Origin of the sequence: Kitasatospora cineracea (genome assembly GCF_003751605.1) — a bacterium.
Classification (GTDB): domain Bacteria; phylum Actinomycetota; class Actinomycetes; order Streptomycetales; family Streptomycetaceae; genus Kitasatospora; species Kitasatospora cineracea.
In genome coordinates, this window is the sequence record NZ_RJVJ01000001.1 from 5,392,571 (window position 1) to 5,415,204 (window position 22,634).

The window sequence follows — 22,634 nt, forward strand, 5'->3', positions numbered from 1 at the left end:
CGCATGGGCCCGCCCGACGGCTTCCGGCCCACCCACGTCGTCCCGGCCGACGGCCTGCCGACCTGGACCTCGCCCGACCCGGCCGCCGCCGGGGTGCCGCTCGACCCGCTGCTGCCGGTCGCGCTCGCCGAGGCCAACGGCAACTGGGCCCGGATCGTCTGCTCCAACGGCTGGACCGCCTGGGTCGACGGACGGCTGCTGGTCGCCCTCCCGCAGCGCCCCCCGGCCACCGGCGGACCGCTCGCCACCACCGACGACCCGCGCCCGCTGCTCGCCGCCCTGGAACGCTCGCTGGCCACCTACCGGCGGCTGGTCGACGACTGGGCGGCCGGCCGGATCGACCTGGAGACCTTCCGCGACGGCACCCGCGACCTGCGGCTCGGCGCGGTGCTGGACGGCTCCGACGCCTGGCTGCTCGACCTCGACCGGGGCCGCTGGTACTACTGCGACGCCGCCCAGCTGCAGACCTACGCGACCGCCGACCGCGACGGCCGGAGCTGACCCCCGATGCCAGGGGAGCCACCGGAGCAGCCGTCCCTGGCCGCCGCCGCACCCGGCGAGCTGGACGGGCGGACGCTGGCCGGCTACCGGCTGGAGCACGTGCTGGGGCGGGGCGGGATGGCGGTGGTCTACCGCGCCGAGGACCTGCGGCTCGGCCGCACCGTCGCGGTCAAGCTGCTGGCCCCCGAACTGGCGCGCAACGAGACCTTCCGGCAGCGCTTCGTCCGCGAGTCGCACGTCGCCGCCTCGCTCGACCACCCGAACATCGTCCCGGTGTACGACGCGGGCGAGGTCGAGGGCGTGCTGTACCTGGCCATGCGGTACGTGCGCGGCCGCGACCTGCGCGCGCTGCTCGACCGGGAGGGGCCGCTGACGAGCGCCCAGACCGTGCGGATCGCCGTCCAGGTGGCCAGCGCGCTGGACGCCGCGCACGCCCACGACCTGGTCCACCGGGACGTCAAACCCGGCAACGTGCTGATCGCCGAGGGCACCGACCCCGACCACCCCGAGCACGCCTACCTGACCGACTTCGGGCTGACCAAGAAGTCGCTCTCGCTGACCGGCCTGACCAGTGTCGGCCAGTTCGTCGGCACGCTCGACTACGTGGCCCCCGAGCAGATCTCCGGCAAGCCGGTGGACGGCCGCTGCGACGTGTACAGCCTGGGCTGCGTGGTGTTCGAGATGCTCACCGGCGGCCCGCCCTACCGGCGCGACGACGACCTGGCCCTGCTCTGGGCGCACCTCAACGACCCGCCGCCGGACGTCCGGGAGCAGCGCGCGGACCTGCCCGCCGGGGTGGGCGCGGCGCTGCGGCGGGCGATGGCGAAGCGGCCCGGCGAGCGGTACGGGAGCTGCCTGGAGTTCGTCGCGGCGCTGCGGGCCGGGGCGGGGGCGGGGGCGGTGCGGGTCGCTCCGCGGGCGGGGGAGGTGCCGCGGCCGGACGGGCCGCCGAGGCCGCCGGCCTGGGCGCGGCCGGTGTTCGAACCCTGAACCCGGACTCCCCCGTCTCCGGGGTGTAACGATCGATGGCATGCACCTTTCAAAGCCGAGCGTTTGCTGACAGTCTGCCCCTCGGCCGGGGCCCCCACAGACCCTGGCGACCGAGAGGAGCACCATGAGCAACAGACTCCGCGCCCTCGCCACCCGCGCCGTCGCCGTGCTGGGCACCACCGTGCTCGCCGCCGCCGGCACCGCGACCACCGCCACCGCCGCCCCCACCGCGCAGACCACCTGCGCAGCGGCCCAGGTGGTGGCGGACGGCGGGTTCGAGTCCGGCGGCGCGTCCTGGACCTCGTCCAGCGGCGTGATCACCAGCGGCGGCGGCCAGAGCGCCCACGGCGGAACGTCCTTCGCCTGGCTGGACGGCTACGGGTCGGCGCACACCGACACCCTCAGCCAGACCGTCACCCTCCCGGCCGGCTGCACCAGCGCCACCCTCGGCTTCTGGCTGCACGTCGACACCGCCGAGACCAGCAGGACCACGGCGTACGACAAGCTGACCGTGAAGCTCGGCGGCACCACCCTCGCCACCTACTCCAACCTGGACGCCGCGGCCGGCTACGTGAAGAAGAGCATCGACGTCTCCGGGTACGCCGGGCAGACCGTCAGCCTCTCCTTCGGCGGCGTCGAGGACTCCGGGCTGCAGACCGGCTTCGTGCTCGACGACGTCACGCTCGACGCCTCCGGCGGCACCACCACCCCGCCGCCCGCCACCGACGCCACCCGCACGCCGGCCCCCGCCGGGTACACCGTGGCGCTGAGCAGCGACGCGAGCGGCGCCACCTGGACCGGGCACCAGAGCATCGCCTTCGGGAACCCCTCGGCAACCCCGCTGACCGAGGTGTACCTGCGGCTCTGGGACAACGCCCACGGCAGCTGCCCCAGCACCCCCGTCACCGTCAGCAACCTGACCGGCGGCACCGCCGGCGCGCTCAGCGCCGACTGCACCGCGCTGAAGGTCACCCTGTCCGCGCCGCTCGGCCAGGGCCGGAGCGGCAGCCTCGGCTTCGACCTGTCCATCGCCGTCCCCTCCGGCGCCGACCGGTTCGGCCGGGACGGGGCGTTCGCCTTCGTCGGCAACGCGCTGCCCGTCCTCGCCGTGCGCGACGCGAACGGCTGGCACCTGGACCCCTACACCAACAACGGCGAGTCCTTCTACACCCTGGCCTCCGACTACACCGTCACCCTCGACCACCCCAGCAGCCTGCTGGTCCCCGCCACCGGCACCTCCGTCGACACCCCCGGCAGCAGCGGACGGACCGTCACCACGGCCACCGCGAAGAACGTCCGCGAGTTCGCCTGGGCGGCCGGCCCGTTCAGCAAGGTCTCCGGCAGCTCGGCGGCCGGCACCGCGATCAACGTCTACTCGGTCAGCGGCATCAGCTCCAGCGACGCGCAGTCCATGCTGAGCACCGCCAGGACCGCCGTCGACGCGCACGCCGCGCGCTTCGGCGCCTACCCCTACGGCGAACTCGACGCCGTGATCGACAACAACTTCTGGTTCGGCGGCATGGAGTACCCCGGTTTCGTCCTCGACCTGGTCTCCACCACCGCGCTCACCCACGAGATCGGCCACCAGTGGTGGTACGGCATCGTCGGCGACGACGAGTACAACAGCCCGTGGCTGGACGAGGCGTTCACCGACTACGCCACCGACCTCGCCCTCGGCAAGACCGGCAGCAACTGCTGGAACAGCACCTCCTGGGCGTCCTCCACCGAGAAGATCAGCAACTCGATGGCCTACTGGGACGCCCACTCCTCCCGCTACTCGACGGTCGTCTACGGCTACGGCAAGTGCGCCCTGCACGACCTGCGCCGCACCATCGGCGACACCGCGATGACCACGCTGCTGCACGACTACGCGGCGGCGCACTGGTACGGGATCTCCACCACCGCCGAGTTCAAGGCCGCCGCGCAGGCCGCGACCACGGTCGACCTGACGTCCTTCTGGACGCAGCACCGCATCGACGGCTGACGCCCGGTCAGGCGCCGCGGCGCCACGGCGTCAGCTCCCCGTCCGGCCCGCCGGAGCCCTTGCGGCGGCGTCGGACGGGACCCCGCGCCGACGGGCGACCAGCGCGCCCAGCAGACCGGCCAGGGCACCCCAGCCGGCGGCGATCGGGACGGCGGTGAGCAGGTCCGGCTCCAGCACCGTCCGCCCCTCGCCGCCCAGGCCCAGCAGCGACAGCCCGTACGCCGCCGACACCCGGGTCACCGACCCGACGGCCAGCACCGCCAGCGCCAGGACGACCGCCCACTGCACGACCGAGCGCCACACCGGCAGCGGCGGACGCGTCCGGGCCGCCGCCGCCACGCCCGCCGCCAGCACCAGCAGCGCCGCCAGCGGCAGCAGCAGCCACGCCCAGCCGTTCTGCGCCGCCAGCGCAGGCAGGTCCAGCGTCACGTCCTGCCCGGAACGCAGCACCGCCGCCAGCGGATGCGGGAACGGCAGGCCCAGACTGTCCGTGACGTGACCGTGCCAGGACGCGCCGAGGCCCACCCCGAACCCCAGCCACGCCAGGTTCGGCAGCCCCAGGCAGAGCACCGCCAGCGTCTCCCGCGGCTCACTGCCCGTCACCGCCGCCACCAAGCCGCCCACCAGGCCCAGCAGCACGTACACCAGCAGCAGCGACAGCACCGCGTGCACCGTCGGCCGCAGCGTGCCGTGCCAGCGCACCCAGCCGGTCGGCAACGGCGCGCGGCGCGAGGCCGCCAGGGCCAGCAGCACCACCACCGCCAGCCAGAGCAGGCCGAAACCCACCGCCGGACCCGGATCCACCCGGAACCCCACCGTCGGCGCCGCACCGAACGCCCCGCCCAGCTCGTCCAGCAGCGGATCGCCCGTCGACACCGTGAAACCGTGCCGGGCCGCCGCGGACAGCAGCAGCACCGCCACCACCCAGCCCGCCGCCAGCGCCAGCACCCGGGCCAGCAACAGCCGCCCGCCCACCACCGCGTGACGGCGCAGCGGCCGCAGGAACAGGTACGCCGCCACCAGCGCGCCCACCAGCGTCACCGACAGCGGCATCGCGGTGATCCCGCCCTGCGCGGTCGCCACGAAGGCGGCGCCCCCGTCGAGCTGCGCCGGCGCCCCCAGCGCCATCAGCAGCGTCGCGGCCAGCACCGGGCCGAAACCGCCGCCCGGCAACTCGTCCGCGCCCGCCAGCCACAGGCCGAGCGCGGCCACCGCCGCCATCGCCGCGAGCGTGCCGACCACCGTGACCAGCGCGGAGAGCAGGACGGATCCGGGAGCGGCCAGCCGGTCGGGGGGCCCGGACGAGGGCGGTGGCGGTGGCGGCGGGGTGCGGGGGTTCGCGGGAGTGGCAGCACCAGGCACACGTCTCACCGGCCCTTCGAGCGCGACCCCCCGGCACCGGCCCGGACCGGCCGGTCCCTCCAGCTTCCAACAGGGCCGGGAGGGCGGCGAATCGCCGCGTGCGGGGGCGGCCTGCGGGCGGGAGGCCGGTCGGTCCGGGGGCGTGCTCGAAGCGGCGGGGGCGGTGGTGCGGGCGGACAATGGTGGATGCGCAGCTGGACTCGGGGGAGTCCGACCGGGAGGCGGTCCCGTGAGTGAGCAGCCGACACCCCGACAGCCCGAAGAACCCGACCACGACCGGCCCGAAGGACCGGACGGCCGGAACGACGAGGCCCAGGCCCCGCCGCCGCACCGGCCCACCGAGGTGGTGGGCGGAACGGCCGGCCCTCCCACCGAAGTGGTCAAACCCGGGACGGATCCGGGAGACGGGGCGGGGACACCGACCGAACTGGTGGAACGGGCGGGCGGTGCGGCCGGCGCGGCATCGGCGGCGGAGGCGCAGCCCACGGAGGTGGTGCGGCCGTCGCCGTCGGCCGGGGGAGCGGCGGACGGCGGGTCGGGGGCGTCGCCGTCCTTCTCCTCCCGGGCCGGGAGCGGGACCGGGGCCGGGGCCGGTGGTGAGGACGGTCCGGTGGGGCCGCCGTCCGGGCCGCTGTCGGCGGGTGGGGCACGGCCGTCGGACGCGTCGGCGGGCGGCGGGGCGCCGTCGGGCGGTGGGGGCGGGTCGTCGGCGGGCGGGAGCGGGCCGCCGAGCGGTGGGCGGCCCACGGCCGGGGGCGGTGCGGGGGACGGGGGGAAGCCGTGGTGGCGGAAGGGGCCGGTGCTCGCCGGGGCGGTCCTCGTCGTGGGGCTGGGCGTGGCGCTCGGGGTGGTCGCCACCGGCGGCTCGGGCGGGAGCAGCGCCCAGGCCGTCGAGATGCAGCCGGTGGCTGCCTCCGGGCAGAAACCGTTCACCGACTCGGTCGCCAACGGCACCGCCTCCGCCTCGGCCTCGCCCAGCGGCTCGGGCCCGGGCGGCAGCGCCTCCGCCCCGGGCGCGTCCGGCAGTTCCGGCGCGTCCGGCGGCACCGTGGACGGCGGGCAGCCCGGCCTGTACGGCGGAACCCGCGAAGTGGCCAGTTGCGACGTGCCGAAACTCTCCGGCTACCTGGCCGCCAACACCGACAAGGCCAAGGCCTGGGCCGGGGTCGAGGGCATCGACAGCTCGCAGATCGACGGCTACCTGCACGGCCTGACACCCGTGGTGCTGCGCCAGGACACCCGGGTCACCAACCACGGCTACCAGAGCGGGCAGGCCACCCCCTACCAGGCCGTCCTGCAGTCCGGGACGGCCGTGCTGGTCGACAGCCAGGGCGTGCCGCGGGTGCGCTGCGCCTGCGGCAACCCGCTGACCCCGCCGAGCGGGACGGGCGGTGCGTACACCGGGACGGCGTGGTCCTCCTTCCACCCCGACGGGGTGGTGACGGTGCAGCCCGCGGCGGCGCCGGTGAACCAGATCGTGCTGGTGGACCAGGCGACGGGCCGTCAGTTCGACCGTCCCGTCGGCGGAACGGGCGGAAACGACGGATCGGCCTCGCCCAGTGCCTCCGGCTCCGGGTCGTCCGGCAGCCACTCCGGGACGGGCCCGCCGTCCGGCGCCTCCTCCTCGGCGCCCTCGTCCGGCGGGTCGTCCGCGCCGTCCTCCGGCGGCCCGGGCTCGCCCGGGCACTCCGGCTCGTCCGGTTCGCCGGGCGGTGGCGCGGGCTCCGGGTCTGCGCCCGGTGCGTCCTCCGGCGGGGCGTCGGGGCACGCGAGCTCGGCCGGAGCGTCCGCGGGTGCGTCGAAGGCGGCCGGGTCGGGCACGCCGTAGCGGTTGTCCCTCGGCGGTGGTCAGAACCAGTCGGGGCGGGTGTCGGCCGCGGTGCGGTCCAGGGCGTCCAGGAGGTCGAACTGGGGTCCGGTGCGGGGCAGTTCGACGCGGAAGAAGTAGCGGGCGGCCTGCCGCTTGCCCTCGTGGAAGCCGTCCCCGGCCTCGGGGAGGGCGAGGAACTGCTCCAGCCAGATCCAGGCCAGCACGACGTGTCCGACGGCCTCCAGGTAGACGGAGGCGTTGGCCAGCGCGGTGTCCGGGTCGCCGCCCGCCCACAGTGCGGCGGTGGTGTCCCCGACCCGGGTGGCGGCCGCGGCCAGCGCGGCGGCCAGCGTGCCGGCTTCGCCACCGGCGATCGTGGCGCGGCGGACGGTGGCGCCGATGGTCTCCAGCAGCACTCGCAGGCCCGCGCCGCCGCCCATGACGACCTTGCGGCCGAGCAGGTCGAGGCCCTGGATGCCGTGGGTGCCCTCGTGGATGGGGTTGAGCCGGTTGTCGCGGTAGAACTGCTCGACGTCGTACTCGCGGGTGTAGCCGTAGCCGCCGTGGACCTGGATGGCGAGGTCGTTGGCGGCCAGGCACCACTGCGAGGGCCAGCTCTTGGCGATCGGGGTCAGCACGTCCAGCAGCAGTCGGGCCCGGGCGCGTTCGTCCGCGTCGGGGGCGGTGCGCTCCTCGTCCAGCAGGCGGCTGCAGTACAGGCTCAGTGCGAGGCCGCCCTCGACGTAGCTCTTCTGGGCCAGCAGCATTCGCTTGACGTCGGCGTGCTCGATGATCGGCACCTGCGGGGCGGCGGCGTCCTTGCCGGTGGGCGGGCGGCCCTGGGTGCGGGTGCGGGCGTAGTCGAGGGCGTGCAGGTAGCCGGTGTAGCCGAGCGCGGCGGCGCCCAGGCCGACGCCGATCCGGGCCTCGTTCATCATGTGGAACATGTAGGCCAGGCCGTGGTGCGGCTCGCCGACCAGGAAGCCGACCGCGCCCGGCGCGCCGCCGGGGGTGTGCCGTCCCTCGCCGAAGTTGAGCATCGTGTTGGTGGTGCCCCGGTAGCCCATCTTGTGGTTGAGGCCCGCCAGGACGACGTCGTTGCGTTCGCCGAGGGAGCCGTCCGGCGCGACCAGGTACTTGGGGACGACGAAGAGCGAGATGCCCTTCACGCCCGCCGGACCGCCGGGGATCTTGGCGAGCACCAGGTGGACGATGTTCTCGCTCAGGTCGTGGTCGCCGCCGGAGATCCACATCTTGGTGCCGGTGATCCGGTGGGTGCCGTCCGGCTGCGGCACCGCGCGGGTGGTGACGTCGGCCAGCGAGGAGCCCGCCTGCGGCTCGGAGAGGCACATGGTGCCGAAGAAGCGGCCCTCGACCATGGGCCGCACGTAGGTGTCGACCTGCTCCGCGCTGCCGTGCGCCAGCAGCAGGTTGGCGTTGGCCACGGTGAGGAACGGGTACGCGGCGGTGCCGACGTTGGCCGCCTGGAACCAGGCCATGCAGGCGTTGGCCACCACCTGCGGCAGCTGCTGGCCGCCCACCGCGTGGTCCATCGCGGCGCCGGCCAGCCCCGAGTCGGCGAAGACCCGCAGGGCCTGCCCGACCTCCGGGATGAGGTGCACCCGCTCGCCGTCGAAGGTCGGCTCCTGGGCGTCGTTCTTCTTGTTGTGCGGGGCGAAGTGCCGGGTGGCGATCTCCGCGCTGAGGTCGAGCACCGCGTCGACGGTGTCCCGGTCGTGCTCGGCGTAGCGCCCGCGCGCGGTCAGGGCGGTGACGTCCAGCCAGTCGTGGAGCAGGAAGTCCAGGTCGCGGCGGGACAGCAGGAGGGAGTCCATGGCGGTGCGTCCAATCGGCGGCGGGATCTGGGGCCGAGGCCGGTTCCTCGCGGCGACGGCGGTGGGGAGCCGTGGACCGTGCCCGGTGGAACGCGTCGTCCGACCCTCTCCGGAACGGGAGCCCCACGCGGTCGGGGCGAGGGCGAGGGCGGTCGCACGCGGTGGCGCGGCCCGGCCGAGTTGACCCGCGAGTAACGTAGGCTCCCCTCCACTCCGAGTCAAGATCCTCGCGCGGGGGCCCGCCCGGGTGAGTCCCGGCAGGTCCCGTGTGAGCGGGACCGGCGCCGGGAACCTTCGTGCGGTGATGAGCGAGATCACCGTCCACGTTGACGGAACCCCGCGTCGGCTGACCGTCGACACCCGCACGACCCTGCTGGACGCCCTGCGCGAGCGGCTGGGGGTGACGAGCCCGAAGAAGGGCTGTGACCACGGGCAGTGCGGCGCCTGCACGGTGCTCTCCGGCGGACGGCGGGTGCTGAGCTGCCTCACCCTGGCGCTCACCCAGGACGGCGCCCGGGTCGTCACCGCCGAGGGGCTCGCCGCCCGGGGGCAGGGGGCCGACGGGCAGCGCTCCGACGACGGGCTGCACCCGGTGCAGCGGGCGTTCATCGACTGCGACGCGTTCCAGTGCGGCTACTGCACCCCGGGGCAGGTCGTCTCCGCGGTCGGGATGCTCGACGAGTTCGCGCAGGGCTGGCCGAGCGCCGTCACCGAGGGCAGCCGGCCGCCGGAGCTGGACCGGGCCGAGGTGGCCGAGCGGATGAGCGGCAACCTGTGCCGCTGCGCGGCCTACGTCAACATCGTGCCCGCCGTCCAGCAGGCCGCGGCCGAGTCCGGCCCGGCCGCGCCGGGTGCGGAGGTGGCCGAGTGAAACCGTTCGACTACCGGAGCCCGGCCGACCCGGCGGCGGCCGTCCGCAGCGTCGCCGGGAACCCGGCCGCGGTGTTCCTCGGCGGCGGGACGAACCTGGTCGACCACCTCAAACTCGGCGTCGCCGCCCCCGACCTGGTCGTCCACGTCGCCGACCTGCTGCCCGCCGGGATCGAGGAACTCGACGGGGGAGCCCTCCGGATCGGCGCGGGCGTCCGCAACAGCGACCTCGCCGCCGACCGGCGGGTGCGCGAGCGCTTCCCCGTGCTGTCCCAGGCCCTGCTCTCGGGCGCGTCGGGCCAACTGCGCAACATGGCCACCACCGGCGGCAACCCGTTGCAGCGCACCCGCTGCGTCTACTTCCAGGACGTCACCACGGCGTGCAACAAGCGGCAGCCCGGCTCGGGCTGCTCCGCCGTCGGCGGCTGGACCCGCCACCACGCGATCCTCGGCGCCTCCGAGCACTGCCTCGCCGTCCACCCCTCCGACATGGCCGTGGCGATGGCCGCCCTCGACGCCGAGGTACGGGTGCTGGGGCCGGACGGCGAACGCACGATCCCCTTCACCGGCCTGCACCGGCTGCCCGCCGACACCCCCGAGCGGGACACGGTGCTCGAACACGGGGACCTGATCACCGCGATCGACCTGCCGGCCCTGCCGCTCGCCCGCCGCTCGGCCTACCGCAAGGTGCGCGACCGGGCCTCGTACGCGTTCGCCCTGGTCAGCGTCGCCGCGGCGGTGGACGTCCGGGACGGGGTGATCACGGACGCGCGGGTCGCCCTCGGCGGCGTGGCCCACGTGCCGTGGCGCGCGCACCGGGCCGAGCGGGTGCTGCGCGGCGCCCCCGCCACCGAGGAGACCTACCGCGCCGCCGCGGACGCCGAACTCGCCGACGCCCGCCCGGCCGACGGACCGGACGGCGGCAACGCCTTCAAGATCCCGCTGCTGCGCCGCACCCTCGCCGCCACCCTGCGCGGACTCGTCCGGGAGGACGCCCGATGACGTTCATCGACCGCCCCGCCGCCATCGGCCTGGACCTGCCCCGCCGGGACGGCGCCGCCAAGGTGCGCGGCACCGCCGTCTACGCCTACGAGACGCCGGTGGAGCACCCCGCCTACGCGCACCCCGTCCAGGCCACCGTCGCCCGGGGGCGGGTCACCGCGCTGGACACCGCCGCCGCCGAGGCGCTCGACGGCGTGCTCGCGGTGCTCACCCCCGCCACCGCGGAACGCCTGGCCTCCACCGAGGACCGGGAACTGGCGGCCCTCCAGGACGACGAGGTCGCCTTCCGCGGCCAGGTCGTCGCGCTGGTCGTCGCCGACAGCTCCGAGACGGCCCGGCACGCCGCCGCCCTGGTCCGGGTGAGCTACGCGCGGGCGGCGCACGACAGCGAGCTGCGGGCCGACCGCGACGACCTGTACGCGCCCGAGCGGGTGAACCCGGACTTCGCCACCGACACCGTCGAGGGCGACGTCGCGGCCGCCACCGCCGCCGCGGCGGCGGTGGTCGAGCAGACGTACACCACCGCGATGTACCACAACAATCCGATGGAGCCGCACGCCACCACCGCCCGGTGGGAGCCCGGCGACGGCCGCCTCACCCTGTGGGACTCCACCCAGGGCGTCCACCCCGCCCGCAGTGCCGTGGCGTCGGTGTTCGGCCTCGACGAGGCGAAGGTCCGGGTCATCTGCCCGTACGTCGGCGGCGGCTTCGGGTCGAAGGGCACCCCGCACGTCAACGTGGTGCTCGCCGCGATGGCCGCGCGCGCCGTCCCCGGCCGGGCGGTGCGCCTCGCGCTGACCCGGCAGCAGATGTTCTCCCTCGCCGGCTACCGCACCCCCACCATCCAGCGCTGCCTCCTCGCCGCCGAACGCGACGGCACGCTGACCGCCCTCGCGCTCGACGTCGTCGAACAGACCTCGCGGATCAAGGAGTTCGCCGAGCAGACCGGCGTGCCCGCCCGGATGATGTACGCCGTCGCCAACCGGCGCACCACCCACCGCCTCGCCGCCCTCGACGTCCCCGTGCCGTCCTGGATGCGCGCGCCCGGGGAGTGCCCCGGCATGTTCGGGCCCGAGGTGGCGATGGACGAACTGGCCGAGCGCCTCGGCCTCGACCCGGTCGAGCTGCGGATCCGCAACGAACCCGCCACCGACCCGGAGACCGGCAAGCCCTTCTCCAGCCGCAACCTGGTCGGCTGCCTGCGCGAGGGCGCGGCGCGGTTCGGCTGGAACGGGCGCGACCCGCGGCCCGGCGTGCGCCGCGACGGCGACTGGCTGGTCGGCACCGGCGTCGCCGCCTCCACCTACCCGGTGCACCGGATGTCGAAGTCGACGGCGGTGATCCGGCGGGAGGGCGACCGGTACGTCGCCGAGATCGGCGCGGCCGACCTCGGCACCGGCACCTGGACCACGCTCGCGCAGATCGCCGCGGACGCGCTCGGCGTCGGCGTCGAGCGGGTCGAGGTGCGGATCGGCGACACCGCCTACCCGGTGGCGTCGGTGGCGGGCGGCTCCTCGGGCATGTCGACCTGGGGCTCGGCCGTGGTCGAGGCCGCCCGCGCCCTCCGCGCCCGGTACGGCGCCGAGCCGCCGGACCGGGCCGAGGCGTCCGGCTCCGTCCAGCCGGCGGACGACCGCTGGGCGATGCACGCCTTCGGCGCCCAGTTCGCCGAGGCCCGGGTCCACCTGGACACGGGGGAGATCCGGGTACCGCGCCTGCTGGGCGTCTTCGCCGCCGGACGGATCGTCAACCCGCGCACGGCGCGCTCGCAGTTCATCGGCGGCATGACGATGGGGCTGTCCATGGCGCTGCACGAGCACAGCGTCCTCGACCCCCGGACCGGCCACGTCGTCAACCACGACCTCGCCGACTACCACATCACGGCCAACGCGGACGTCACCGAGGTCGAGGCCCACTGGCTCGACGAACACGACCCCCACGTCAACGCGATGGGGACCAAGGGCATCGGCGAGATCGGCATCGTCGGAACGGCCGCCGCGGTGTCCAACGCCGTGTGGCACGCCTGCGGCGTCCGCGTGCGGGACCTGCCCGTCACGCTGGACAAGGTGCTGCCCGGCCTGGAGGACCTGCCCGGGCGGTGAACGGCCCGCACGGCGGCGCCCCGCCGGGCAGTTTCGTCCGGATCGGCGGGCGGACCGGAGGAAGACGCCTGCGATGTGGGGCCCCGCCGGGGAAAGGGCCGCTCCGGAGGCCGGCCGCACCGGCAGTGGACCGGTGGCGTGGCGGTCTCTGCCAGGCGCAGGCCGGCGGAGTCGGTGAGGGCGAAAACCGCTGGGCGTTTCACCCCGGAGCCTGATGGTCGGGCTCCGCGCCGGGCAGGGGCGTTCTCCCCGGTGAAGTCGATAGTGAAGCCGATCAGGTCCAGCCGGCACAGCCCGGCGGCGAGGACGGCGCCGCCGACGGCGAGGTCGGACTCGGCGGAGGACTTCAGGGCGGTGATGTCCTCCGGATCGACGCCGGGGGTGATCGTGGTGTTCCGGTCGGTGTGGTCGAGGGTGCGGGCCACGCTACTCGAGGACAGTACCCGGACGGCGGATTCCGACGCCGGAAATCGCCTGCGCCGCGGAAAACCAACCGGTGGTTGACATCGGGGTCAACCGATCGGCTGACGGATCGTCAACTGATCGGTGCGCCAAAGCCAGCCGATCGTCCGGTGGGCGGGCCGGGAGGGCGGGGCACACTTCAAACAGCAGGAGACAGAAGGGGCGTACGGTGCGGATCGGGCACCGGCGACGAAAGGGGAGCACGATGCGAGGGACGAGCGGGATGCGCACGACGGACGAGCCGCGCGGCGCGGGCGGACTGCAGGCGCTGCTGGAGCGTCGGGTCGCGGACGGGACGGTGCCGGGGGCGGTCGCCCTGGTCGCCCGCGAGGGGCGGGTCGAGACGGCCGCCGCGGGCGAGCTGAGCAGGGAGTCGCCGGTACGGATCGCCTCGGTCGGGAAGCCCGTCACGGCCGCGGCGGCGCTCCAACTGGTCGACGACGGGGTGCTGGCGCTCGACGACCCGGTCGAGCGCTGGCTGCCGGAGCTGGCCGACCTGCGGGTGGTGCGGACACCACGCGCCCCGGTGACGGACACCGTCCCGGCGAACCGGCCCGTCACGGTACGGGACGTCATGGAGTCGCGGGCCGGCTACGGCTTCTCGACGGACTTCACCCTGCCGGCGCTGGCCCCGCTGTTCGCGGAGCTCGCCCAGGCACCGCCCCGGCCCCAGCAGGTGGCACCGCCCGAGGAGTGGACGGCCGCCCTGGCGGGCATCCCGATGCTCCACCAGCCGGGTGAGGCCTGGCTCTACAACACCTGCTCCGACATCCAGGGCGTCCTGATCGCCCGGGCGGCCGGGCAGCCGCTCGACCGAGTCCTGACGGAGCGGCTGTTCGAACCGCTGGGCATGCCCGACACGGCCTTCCACGCGCCACCGGGGCGGCTGACCCCGCTGTACCACCCGGACCCGGACGGCACCCTGACGGTGGCCGACCCACCGGACGGCCAGTGGAGCACCCCGCCCCCGTTCCCGTCCGGGGCCGGCGGCCTGGTGTCCACCCTCGACGACGTGTTCACGTTCCTGCGGATGCTGCGCGCGGGCGGCCGCGCCGAGGACGGGCGGCGGGTGCTCTCGCTGGGCGCGGTCCGGCTGATGACCACCAACCACCTGACGGAGCGCCAACGCAAGGACAGCGAGCTGTTCCTGGAGGGGCAGGGCTGGGGCTACGGCGGCTCGGTGGACGTGGTCCGCCGAGACCCGTGGAACACGCCGGGCCGCTACGGCTGGGTCGGCGGCACCGGCACCGCCGCCCACGTGGTGCGACGCACCGGGCTGGTGACGGTACTGCTCACCCAGCGGGAGATGACGGGGCCCACCCCGCCACCGCTGCTGCGCGAGTTCTGGAGCTACGCGGCGGGCGGCTGAGCGCTCGCCGGACCGGTCGGGGCAGCCGGGCCGTCGCAGTCGTCGGCGACGGCCCGCCGGTAGCTAGACCCGTCCCGGGTGCGGATCAGCAACCGGGCCTCGACCAGGTAGCGCCGGAGCATGGCGCTGTCGGAATGGACGCCGAGCAGCGTCTCGTTGACCTCCCGCTCGGTGTACGAGCGCTCGGGGTCGAAGAGGGCGCGCACGAGGTGCCCGAGCAGGGCGGCGCGGCGGGCCGGCCGGCGCGGGACGGAGACCAGACGGCCGTCGGAGAAGAAAGCGGCGAGATCGGCCGGCGGTTCGTGAGCAGACATGGCAGGGAGCCTGGCAGGGCGGTTGCCGGGAGACAAACGGATTAACCAGCGGGGGCGCCGTCCCGGTCGGTCGGGACGGCGCCCCGGGAGGAGGGAACGCATGGGTGCGCGGAACACGGGGAGGGGACGGGCCCGGTGGGCGGCAGTGCGGGCGCTGCTGCTCCGCGGCCCCCGGTGGGGCACGCGGTCAGGCCAGGCCGAACCAGCCGAGGACGGTCTGCACCAGCAGGACGGTGGACATCAGCGCCACCCCGACGACCACTGCGGTCGCGGCGATCCGGTAGCGCGGGCCGTTCGCGGCGGCGCCGAGCAGGGAACGCCGGTTGGTCAGCACCAGCAGGTACACCAGCACGATCGGGCTGATCAGCCCCTGGAGCACCTGGGTGCCGATCAGCAGCTGGATGACGTCGACCGGGGTCAGCGCCACGATCGCGCCCAGGGCGATCTGCGCGGTGAACACGCCGAGGAACAGCGGGGCGTCCCGGAAGCGGCGGGAGACCGAGCGCTCCACCCCGGCCGCCTCGCCGATCGCGTAGCTCGCCGACAGCGGCACCACGGCCCCGGCCAGGGCCGAGGCGCCGAGCAGCCCGAAGGCGAACAGCAGTTCCGCGCCCGGCCCGGCCACCGGCTCCAGCGCCCGGGCGGCCTCGGAGGCGGACTGCAGCGGTCCCGTCCCGCCGATCGCCGCCGCGGTGGCGATGATGATGGTCAGGCTGATCACGCAGGCGAACACCGCACCGAGCACGGCGTCCGCCCGGATCAGCCGGTAGTCCTCCGGCTTCGCGCCCCGGTCCACGACGCCGGCCGCCGCGTAGAACTGCATGTACGGGCTGACGGTCGTACCGATCAGTGCGACGGCCAGCAGGACGAAGTCGCTGGAGGGCTGCATGTGCGGCACCGCGAGGTTCCGGCCGACCTCCCCCCAGTGCGGGTGCCCGAGCACCATGGCGATCGGGTAGGAGAAGAACGCCAGCGACATCACCAGGAAGATCCGCTCCGCCCACCGGTAGGAGCCGAACAGCACCAGCGCCCACAGCAGCACGGCGGCGGGCGGCACCACCGCCCACTTCGGAATGCCCAGCAGCTCGAAGGCCGCGCCGATCCCGGCGAACTCGCTGACCACCAGGCCGGTGTTCGCCAGCAGCAGGCAGCCGACCGCCAGGGCGGTCAGCCGGAGGCTGAACTGCTCGCGGATCAGTGCCCCGAGCCCCTTGCCGGTGTGCGCGCCGAGCCGGACGGCCATCTCCTGGACCATCACCAGGGCGACGGTCACCAGCACCATGAAGAACAGCGTGCCGTAGGTGTACTGGGAGCCGGCCGAGGCATAGGTGGCGATGCCGGCGGCGTCGTTGCCCGCGTTGGCGGCGACCAGCCCGGGGCCGGCGATCATCGCCACCGCGGCGATCCGGCGCAGCCCGCGCCGACGGGCCGGGGCCGGGCGCCCGGGCCCGGCCCCGGTGACGGGCCCGGCCGCGGAGGGACCGGTCTGGGAGGGGAAGTGGTCGGAGGACCGGGGAGCAGTGGTGGGGCCGGCAGCGGTGGGGGCGGCTGCGGGGTCGGTCGGGCCGAGGCCGGTGCGGGCGTTCACTGGAGGAACCTCCGGAAGTGCAGGCGCCCGCGCTCGGGCAGCAGGGCGTCGAGGATGTCGTCGGCGAGGATCCGGCCGAGCGGCCGGTCCTCCTCGTCGACCACCAGGAGGGAGGACTTGCGGGCGGCCACCAGCCGGTCGGCGACCTTGGCCAGCCGGGCGTCGGGGGAGACCGCGACGGGCGGGCCGAACTGGGCCAGCCAGGCCACCAGATCGGTGACCGGCGTGCTGTCCTCGGCCACCGCCAGGTCGAACAGCGGCACGTCGGCGACCAGCCGCCCAGCGGTGTCCAGCACCACGACGGCGTCGATCTCGGTGCGGTGCTCGGCCTGCGCGGCCAGTTCGGCGCGGACCTCGGCGACGGTCTGCTCCAGCCGGGCGGTGACCAGCCGGGTCGTCATCGCGCCACCGGCGGTGCCCTCCCGGTGGGCGAGCAGCCCGCGCAGCTCGGCGGCCTCCCCGTGGGGCATCCGTTCCAACAGCCGCTCCCGCTCGCCCGGTTGGAGGTCGCGCAGCGCGTCGGCGGCCTCGTCGGGCTCCATCTCGTCGACCAGCCGTGCGGCGTGCTCCGGCCTGGCCTCGCGCAGCAGGTTCTCCAGCTCGGCGGGCTCCATCTCCTCCAGCGCGTCGGCGGCCTGCTCGGGTGCCAACCAGCCCAGCAGCTGCTGCCGTTCGCTGCGGCCGAGGTCCTCCAGGATGTCGGCCAGGTCCGCGGGGCGGAGCTGGTGCAGGGCCGAGCGGGAGGACCGCAGCCGGACTTCGGCCGGTCCCTCGGTGGCCTGCTCGCCGAACGGGGCGAACGACTGCCAGTCCAGCACGCGTTCCGGGGTGGGCCGGGCCTGCCAGCGGCGCGGGCCCAGCCGGCGCAGCAGGGTCGGCAGCGACACGTCCACTCCGACCAGCACCACCCGGCCGACCAGCGGCGCCAGGTACAGGTCGGCGGCCCGGGTGACCTGGACGCCGTCGACGTCGACGAGCTGGTGGTCCAGCACGTCGCGGGCCAGCAGCACCTCACCGGGGCGCCGCTGGAAGTCCCGCAGGTCGACGCGGGACGCCCGGAGCCGGACGTGCCCGGCGCCAAGCCGTCCGATCGCTTCGGCGGGCAGGAACGTCCGGCGCCGCCCGATCCGCAGGATCAGCCCGGTCATCGGCGGGTACGGGTCCGGGCCGTACAGCCGGGCGACCACGTCGGCCAGCCGACCGACCTCCGCCCCGGCCTGGTTGGTGACCGGCGCCCCGATCAGCCCGGCCAGCGAGACCAGGGAGGCGCGCACCGCGCGGCTGGCGGTGGCCCGGTGGTCGAGGTTGACCCGGCGGTCGCGCAGCCGGGCCGTGGTCGAGCTGAACAGTGTGTTGGTGGCCATGGGGGAACACCTCCTCTGCCCCGACAGGGCGGGGCCGACGAGCGGCTCGCAACAGTTCCTTCCACGCTCCGGCCGGCGGGCGCCCCCGGAGGGCGCGCCCGAGTACCGGCGGCCCCGCCGACGCCGGTCACCGACCAGCGGCACCGGTCACCGGCCGACGGCCGCCCGCGGTCCGCCGACACCCCGTCGGTGCACTCCGGCCGGCAGCCCGCCCCGGTGAAGGGCAGGCGGGCGTGGCGGCGTGGCGCGGTGGCGTCGGGAGTGGACCCGGGCCGGGGCCGGTCCGGTGAGGTCGTCCGGCAGACGGTGGCGGCCGGCTCCGGGCAGCGGACGACGGCGGCTGCTGCCGGGAGGCGGCGCCGGTCCCACCCCGGCGCGGCGGGGCGTCGGCGGTCCGACGAACCGGCCGCAGGGAAGGCGGCCGACACGACGGACAACCGGGGTACCCGGCCGTTCGGAATCGGAGAGTCCGGCGGAATCAGTGGAGGAGGAACTGCCTCGAACCGCGGAACAGCGGCGAGGACGAAACGGGGAGGGGCCGACTGTGCCCCGGACTACTACTGTCCATCCCGCCTCCTCCCGGTTCTGGCCGACGAGTTCAGCTCGCGGCCGCACGGCAGGCGACCGGGCCGCGGCGGCCCGGCACACCCCAACTCGTCAGAGCTTTGGCACTCCACGGCGTGTCCCCGGCAGCGGGGAAGCCACTTGGGATCACCCCTTGAGCCGGGGAGACCTGTCCTGATCCGGAGCGTCTCTCGACGGGTGGGATCAGTGGCCTGTGTCCGTGAAGACGCCTCACCGAACGAGGTGTCTTGTCGTTGCGCGACCAGGATAGGCCCCCCGTCACCCCCATCACCTCATCCTTGACCAGGGTTTGACTCCTCGATCACTTTCCGTTCGGAGCGGCCCGGCCCCCGGCCGTACGGGACGGGTCCGGGCCGGTGCAGGGGAGTGGTGCGGGGCGGTGGAGCAGCGGGGGCGCGGTGGGGCGCGCAGGGGAAGGGCGGGTTGTGGCCGAACCGCAACGCGCCGGGTGACGTGATCGTGAGGGGCGGCTGGCGATGATAACCGGCACGGGGAGACGGGGGAGGACCATGGACGGTGGAACGGGTCGCAGCAGGTACGTGGACCTGCTGCGCGCGGGGGCGATCGTGCTGGTGGTGCTCGGCCACTGGCTGATCACCGCACTGGTACGGGCACCTGACGGAGCGTTGGCGGCGCCCGAGCTGATGGCGGCCGTGCCGTGGACGCAGTGGCTGACCCTGGGCTTCCAGATCATGCCGGTTTTCTTCCTGGCCGGCGGCTACGCGGCGGCCGGTTCCTGGAACCGCTGCCGGGCCGGGGGCGGGACGGCAGCGGGCTGGATCCGCGGCCGCGCCCTGCGGCTGCTGCTGCCCACCGCCGCCTACCTGGTGCCGACGCTGGGCGGTCTGGCGATCGCGGGGGCGTGCGGGGCCGATCCGGCACTGCTCGGCATGATCGGGTGGGCGCTGGCGATGCAGTTCTGGTTCCTGCCCGTGTACCTGGCGATCAGCATGCTGACACCGTGGCTGGCCGCGCTGCACCGGCGTTGGGGCCTGGGCTCGGTCGCGGCCCTCGCCGCGGCGGGGGCGGCGGTCGGCCTGCTGGTGATCGAGGTGGACGCCGACTGGGCGTACCGGGTCGGCCTGCTGAACTACCTGCTGGTCTGGGCCGTCGCCTACCAGCTCGGCTTCGCCTGGCGGGCGGGCGGCGCGGTGGCCCGCCCGGTGTTCGGCGCGGCCCTGGCGGTGGGCGGGGCGGCCGGGTACGCGGCGCTGGTCGGGTTCGGGCCGTTCCCGGTCAGCCTGGTCCTGGTCAGCGGCGAGGAGGTCTCGAACACCGACCCGCCGTCGTTGGCGATGCTGGCCTGGCTGCTCGCCCAGTGCGGGCTGTGCCTGCTGCTGGCTCCGTACGCCGAGCGCGTCCTGAACGCCCGGCGGGGCCCCGGCCGGCTGATCGCCCAGCTCGGCCGGGCCGGCATGTCGCTGTACCTCTGGCACATGGTGCCCGTGCTGGCCGTAGGGGCCGCGTTCTACCTCACCGACCTGGCCCCCGAACCGGAGGTCGGCTCGGCAGCCTGGTGGGCCTGGCGCCCGGCGTGGGTGCTGGTGCTGGCCGTGCTGCTCGGCGCGCTGCTGGCCGCCCTGCGCCCGGTCGACGGCCTGCTGCTGCGGCTGGCCGGGCGCATCCGGGCACAGGCCCGGACAGCGGGCGCGGGACGGTCCGCCATGCTGCTCGCGGGGCTGGCGGCGGTGGGCTGGGCCCTGGCCCGCTGGGCGGTCCAGGGCCTGGCCCGGAGCGGATCGCCCGACTGGCGGGTCCTGCTCGCCTTCGCCATCGGTGTGGTGCTGGTCGGCGGCGCGGCGGGCCCGCGGAGCCCGACAGCGGCCGCGGCGGAACAGACCGTGGGGCAGCCGGTGGGACAGGGCAGCTGAGGGCCCGCCGCCCCGAGCGGCGGCTGCGTGACAGTCCGGGGCGGCGGTTCGGAGCGGGCGGCGGGCGCCGGGTCAGAGCGGGCGGCGGAACTCGACGGAGCGGTGGGTGCTCCGATAGCCCAGGGCGCGGTTGACCGCCAGCATGCCGGTGTTGTGGTCGGCGGTGTCGGTGAGCAGGCCGGTGATCGCGGGGTGCTCGGCCCGCGTCCAACGGATCGCCTCGGCCTTCATCGCCCGGGCCAGGCCGCGCCTGCGGTGGGCGGGCTGGACGGCGGTGCCGTAGTGCTGGCCGTCGCCGGACCGGTCGGCGGGCAGCACCAGCTCGCTGAACCCGACCAGGTCGCCGGTGGCGGTCTCCAGCACGGCGACGGTGTGCAGCAGTTCGCCCCGGTCGGCGACGGCCTTCGCCACGGCCAGCACCCGGGCCTCGTCCCACACGACCCGGCCGAACCCGACGTCGCCCAGCGGGATGTCGTCCATGGCGCTGCGCGAGCGGGTGAAGGCCGGCAGCCACTCCTCGGGGCAGCTGCCGAGCCAGGAGACCAGCCGGTAGCCGGACGGGAGCCCGGCCGCCGCCGCTCCACCGGTGGAGGTTCCGGCCGTCAGGTCCAGCCGGGCGAAGTCGAGGACGAGGGCCCGTCCGAAGCCCCGGGCGGAGAGGAAGGCGTCGCCCGGGGAGCCCTCGACGGCCTGGGCGAGCAGGGCGCCGCGCCCGTCCTCCCGGGCCGCGGCGACCGCGGCCGCGAGCAGTGCCGACCCGGCGCCGCGGCGTCGCTCGGCGGGGTGGACGTCCAGGGTGAGTTCGCAGAGATGGGCCTGTTCGGGGGAGTCGAACAGGCGGAGGAAGGCGCTGCCGAGCGGGGTGCCGTCCCGGGCGGAGGCCAGCCAGGCGAGGCGGTGGGAGAAGGGGCTGTCGGCGGGATCGGTGAGGGCGGTCAGGCGGAAGGTCACGGGCGGTGGACTCCAGGAGGACGGGGCGGGCGGGCAGGCGCCACCGAAGCAGGTCCGGACGTCCGGGGCAATCGCATTTCGGATCGGACGACGAGTGGAACGAGGGTGGAAAAACTGATGAGCGGTCAGTTCATCGGTATGAGCGATCTTCTGACGGGTAATCAGGTTTGTTCGGTGCCCGCGCGGCCACTGGTGCGCCCGGGCCCGGAGCGGGATCATCGTCGTCGTGGCGGACCGGTCCGCGTGCGGCGGGCCGGGTGGCGGAGGTGGTGGGCGGATGACCGAGGCACGGCTCACGGTGGAGCGGCTGCGGGGACTGGTGGCCGAGGGCGCGGTGGAGACGGTCGTCCTGGCCGTCACCGACATGCAGGGCCGGTTGCAGGGCAAACGCCTGGACGCCGGGTACTTCCTGACCGAGGTGCTGGGCGCGGGCGCCGAGGGCTGCGGCTACCTGCTGGCGGTGGACGTGGAGATGAACACCGTCGACGGCTACACCGTCTCCTCCTGGGAGAACGGCTACGGAGACCTGGTCTTCGCCCCCGACCCGGCCACCCTGCGGATGGTGCCCTGGCACCCGGCCACCGCCATGGTCCAGTGCGACCTCGCCCACCACGACGGCACGCCGGTCGCGGTCTCGCCCCGGCAGGTGCTGCGCCGCCAGCTGGAGCGGCTGGCCGGCTACGGCTGGGGCGCGTGCGTGGGCACCGAGCTGGAGTTCATGGTGTTCCGGGACAGCTACGAGCACGCCTGGGCGAAGCACTACCAGGACCTCACGCCCGTCAACCAGTACAACGTCGACTACTCGATCCTCGGCACCGCCCGGATCGAACCGCTGCTGCGCCGCCTGCGCACCGGCATGGCCAGGGCCGGGCTGACGGTGGAGTCCGCGAAGGGCGAGTGCAACCTCGGGCAGCACGAGATCGCGTTCCGCTACGCCGACGCGCTGACCACCTGCGACGACCACGCCGTCTACAAGACCGGCGCGAAGGAGATCGCCGCGCAGGAGGGCGTCAGCCTCACCTTCATGGCCAAGTACGACCAGCGCGAGGGCAACTCCTGCCACGTGCACCTGAGCCTGCGCGACGAGCGGGGCCGCCCGGTCTTCCCCGGCGAGGGCCCGCACGGCTTCTCCCGGACGATGGAGCACTTCCTGGCCGGGCAGCTCGCCTGCCTCGATCGGTTCGCGCTGCTGCTCGCCCCGACCGTCAACTCCTACAAGCGCTACGTGCCGGGCAGCTTCGCCCCCACCGCGATCGCCTGGGGCCGCGACAACCGGACGTGCGCGCTGCGGGTGGTCGGGCACGGGGCCTCGCTGCGGTTCGAGAACCGGGTGCCCGGCGGTGACGTCAACCCGTACCTGGCGGTGGCCGCGCTGATCGCCGCCGGGCTGCACGGCGTGGAGCACCAGCTGCCGCTGGAGCCAGAGTTCACCGGCAACGCGTACGCCTCCGACGCGCCCAGGGTGCCCCCGACGCTGCGCGAGGCCGTCGACCGGTTCGAGCGCAGCGAGGCCGCCACCGAGGCGTTCGGCAAGGACGTCGTGCGGCACTACGCCCACGCCGGGCGGGTCGAACTCGCCGCGTACGACGCCGCGGTGACCGACTGGGAGCGCCGCCGCGGCTTCGAGCGGCTGTGAGGCGGGCGCGGCAGGCGCACGAGAGCGAGGAGGAGCAG

16 protein-coding genes and 1 riboswitch are annotated in these 22,634 nt (G+C 75.0%); of the genes, 10 read left to right on the forward strand and 6 right to left on the reverse strand.

What is annotated here, in order from left to right; all coding sequences use genetic code 11:
- The first annotated feature begins 3 nt into the window (after window positions 1-3).
- The 3 genes from EDD39_RS24270 to EDD39_RS24280 all read left to right on the forward strand — a co-directional run bounded on the left by EDD39_RS24270 (window position 4) and on the right by EDD39_RS24280 (window position 3,475).
- On the forward strand, window positions 4-501 hold the full coding sequence (locus EDD39_RS24270) for a hypothetical protein (RefSeq protein ID WP_123559291.1): 498 nt from the start codon (window positions 4-6) through the stop codon (window positions 499-501).
- Between the two features lie 6 nt (window positions 502-507).
- Complete coding sequence (locus EDD39_RS24275; protein WP_123559293.1) at window positions 508-1,491, forward strand: serine/threonine-protein kinase; 984 nt, start codon at window positions 508-510, stop codon at window positions 1,489-1,491.
- Window positions 1,492-1,615: 124 nt separating this feature from the next.
- Window positions 1,616-3,475: a M1 family metallopeptidase gene (locus EDD39_RS24280; RefSeq protein WP_123559295.1), complete on the forward strand. Its 1,860-nt coding sequence runs from the start codon at window positions 1,616-1,618 to the stop codon at window positions 3,473-3,475.
- 30 nt (window positions 3,476-3,505) lie between these two features.
- On the opposite strand, the gene EDD39_RS24285 is transcribed toward EDD39_RS24280, so the two are convergent.
- Window positions 3,506-4,837, reverse strand: a complete 1,332-nt coding sequence (locus EDD39_RS24285; RefSeq protein WP_148089507.1) for a streptophobe family protein — start codon at window positions 4,835-4,837, stop codon at window positions 3,506-3,508.
- Window positions 4,838-5,636: 799 nt separating this feature from the next.
- Between EDD39_RS24285 and EDD39_RS24290 the strand changes: the two genes are divergently transcribed.
- On the forward strand, window positions 5,637-6,665 hold the full coding sequence (locus EDD39_RS24290; RefSeq protein WP_123559298.1) for a DUF6777 domain-containing protein: 1,029 nt from the start codon (window positions 5,637-5,639) through the stop codon (window positions 6,663-6,665).
- A 20-nt stretch (window positions 6,666-6,685) separates the two neighbouring features.
- On the opposite strand, the gene EDD39_RS24295 is transcribed toward EDD39_RS24290, so the two are convergent.
- Window positions 6,686-8,482, reverse strand: coding sequence for an acyl-CoA dehydrogenase (locus tag EDD39_RS24295; protein WP_123559300.1), 1,797 nt, complete (start codon window positions 8,480-8,482; stop codon window positions 6,686-6,688).
- A gap of 301 nt (window positions 8,483-8,783) precedes the next feature.
- Between EDD39_RS24295 and EDD39_RS24300 the strand changes: the two genes are divergently transcribed.
- The 4 genes from EDD39_RS24300 (at window position 8,784) to EDD39_RS24315 (ending at window position 14,287) form a co-directional block, all read left to right on the forward strand.
- On the forward strand, window positions 8,784-9,353 hold the full coding sequence (locus EDD39_RS24300) for a (2Fe-2S)-binding protein (RefSeq protein ID WP_123559302.1): 570 nt from the start codon (window positions 8,784-8,786) through the stop codon (window positions 9,351-9,353).
- Complete coding sequence (locus tag EDD39_RS24305; RefSeq protein WP_123559304.1) at window positions 9,350-10,354, forward strand: FAD binding domain-containing protein; 1,005 nt, start codon at window positions 9,350-9,352, stop codon at window positions 10,352-10,354. Before EDD39_RS24300 ends, EDD39_RS24305 begins: the two co-directional genes overlap by 4 nt.
- Entirely contained in the window at window positions 10,351-12,456 is a 2,106-nt protein-coding gene (locus EDD39_RS24310; protein ID WP_123559306.1) for a xanthine dehydrogenase family protein molybdopterin-binding subunit, read from the forward strand. Before EDD39_RS24305 ends, EDD39_RS24310 begins: the two co-directional genes overlap by 4 nt.
- A 685-nt stretch (window positions 12,457-13,141) precedes the next feature.
- Complete coding sequence (locus EDD39_RS24315) at window positions 13,142-14,287, forward strand: serine hydrolase domain-containing protein (protein WP_123559308.1); 1,146 nt, start codon at window positions 13,142-13,144, stop codon at window positions 14,285-14,287.
- Here EDD39_RS24315 and EDD39_RS24320 read toward each other — a convergent pair.
- The 3 genes from EDD39_RS24320 to EDD39_RS24330 form a co-directional block, all read right to left on the reverse strand.
- A complete protein-coding gene (locus tag EDD39_RS24320; protein ID WP_123559310.1) occupies window positions 14,269-14,601 on the reverse strand; it encodes a DUF2087 domain-containing protein in 333 nt (110 codons plus the stop codon). The genes EDD39_RS24315 and EDD39_RS24320 overlap by 19 nt on opposite strands.
- A gap of 187 nt (window positions 14,602-14,788) precedes the next feature.
- Window positions 14,789-16,189 (reverse strand): NRAMP family divalent metal transporter, encoded by a 1,401-nt coding sequence (locus EDD39_RS24325; RefSeq protein WP_244256991.1) that lies wholly within the window; start codon window positions 16,187-16,189, stop codon window positions 14,789-14,791.
- Complete coding sequence (locus EDD39_RS24330; protein WP_123559312.1) at window positions 16,186-17,553, reverse strand: magnesium transporter MgtE N-terminal domain-containing protein; 1,368 nt, start codon at window positions 17,551-17,553, stop codon at window positions 16,186-16,188. Before EDD39_RS24330 ends, EDD39_RS24325 begins: the two co-directional genes overlap by 4 nt.
- Window positions 17,554-18,194: 641 nt before the next feature.
- Window positions 18,195-18,367: riboswitch (M-box (ykoK) riboswitch) on the reverse strand.
- A gap of 280 nt (window positions 18,368-18,647) precedes the next feature.
- Between EDD39_RS24330 and EDD39_RS24335 the strand changes: the two genes are divergently transcribed.
- Window positions 18,648-20,009, forward strand: a complete 1,362-nt coding sequence (locus tag EDD39_RS24335; RefSeq protein WP_123559314.1) for an acyltransferase family protein — start codon at window positions 18,648-18,650, stop codon at window positions 20,007-20,009.
- A gap of 72 nt (window positions 20,010-20,081) precedes the next feature.
- On the opposite strand, the gene EDD39_RS24340 is transcribed toward EDD39_RS24335, so the two are convergent.
- Entirely contained in the window at window positions 20,082-20,960 is an 879-nt protein-coding gene (locus EDD39_RS24340; protein WP_123559316.1) for a GNAT family N-acetyltransferase, read from the reverse strand.
- Between the two features lie 277 nt (window positions 20,961-21,237).
- Between EDD39_RS24340 and EDD39_RS24345 the strand changes: the two genes are divergently transcribed.
- Complete coding sequence (locus EDD39_RS24345; RefSeq protein WP_123559318.1) at window positions 21,238-22,596, forward strand: glutamine synthetase family protein; 1,359 nt, start codon at window positions 21,238-21,240, stop codon at window positions 22,594-22,596.
- Window positions 22,597-22,634: the final 38 nt, after the last annotated feature.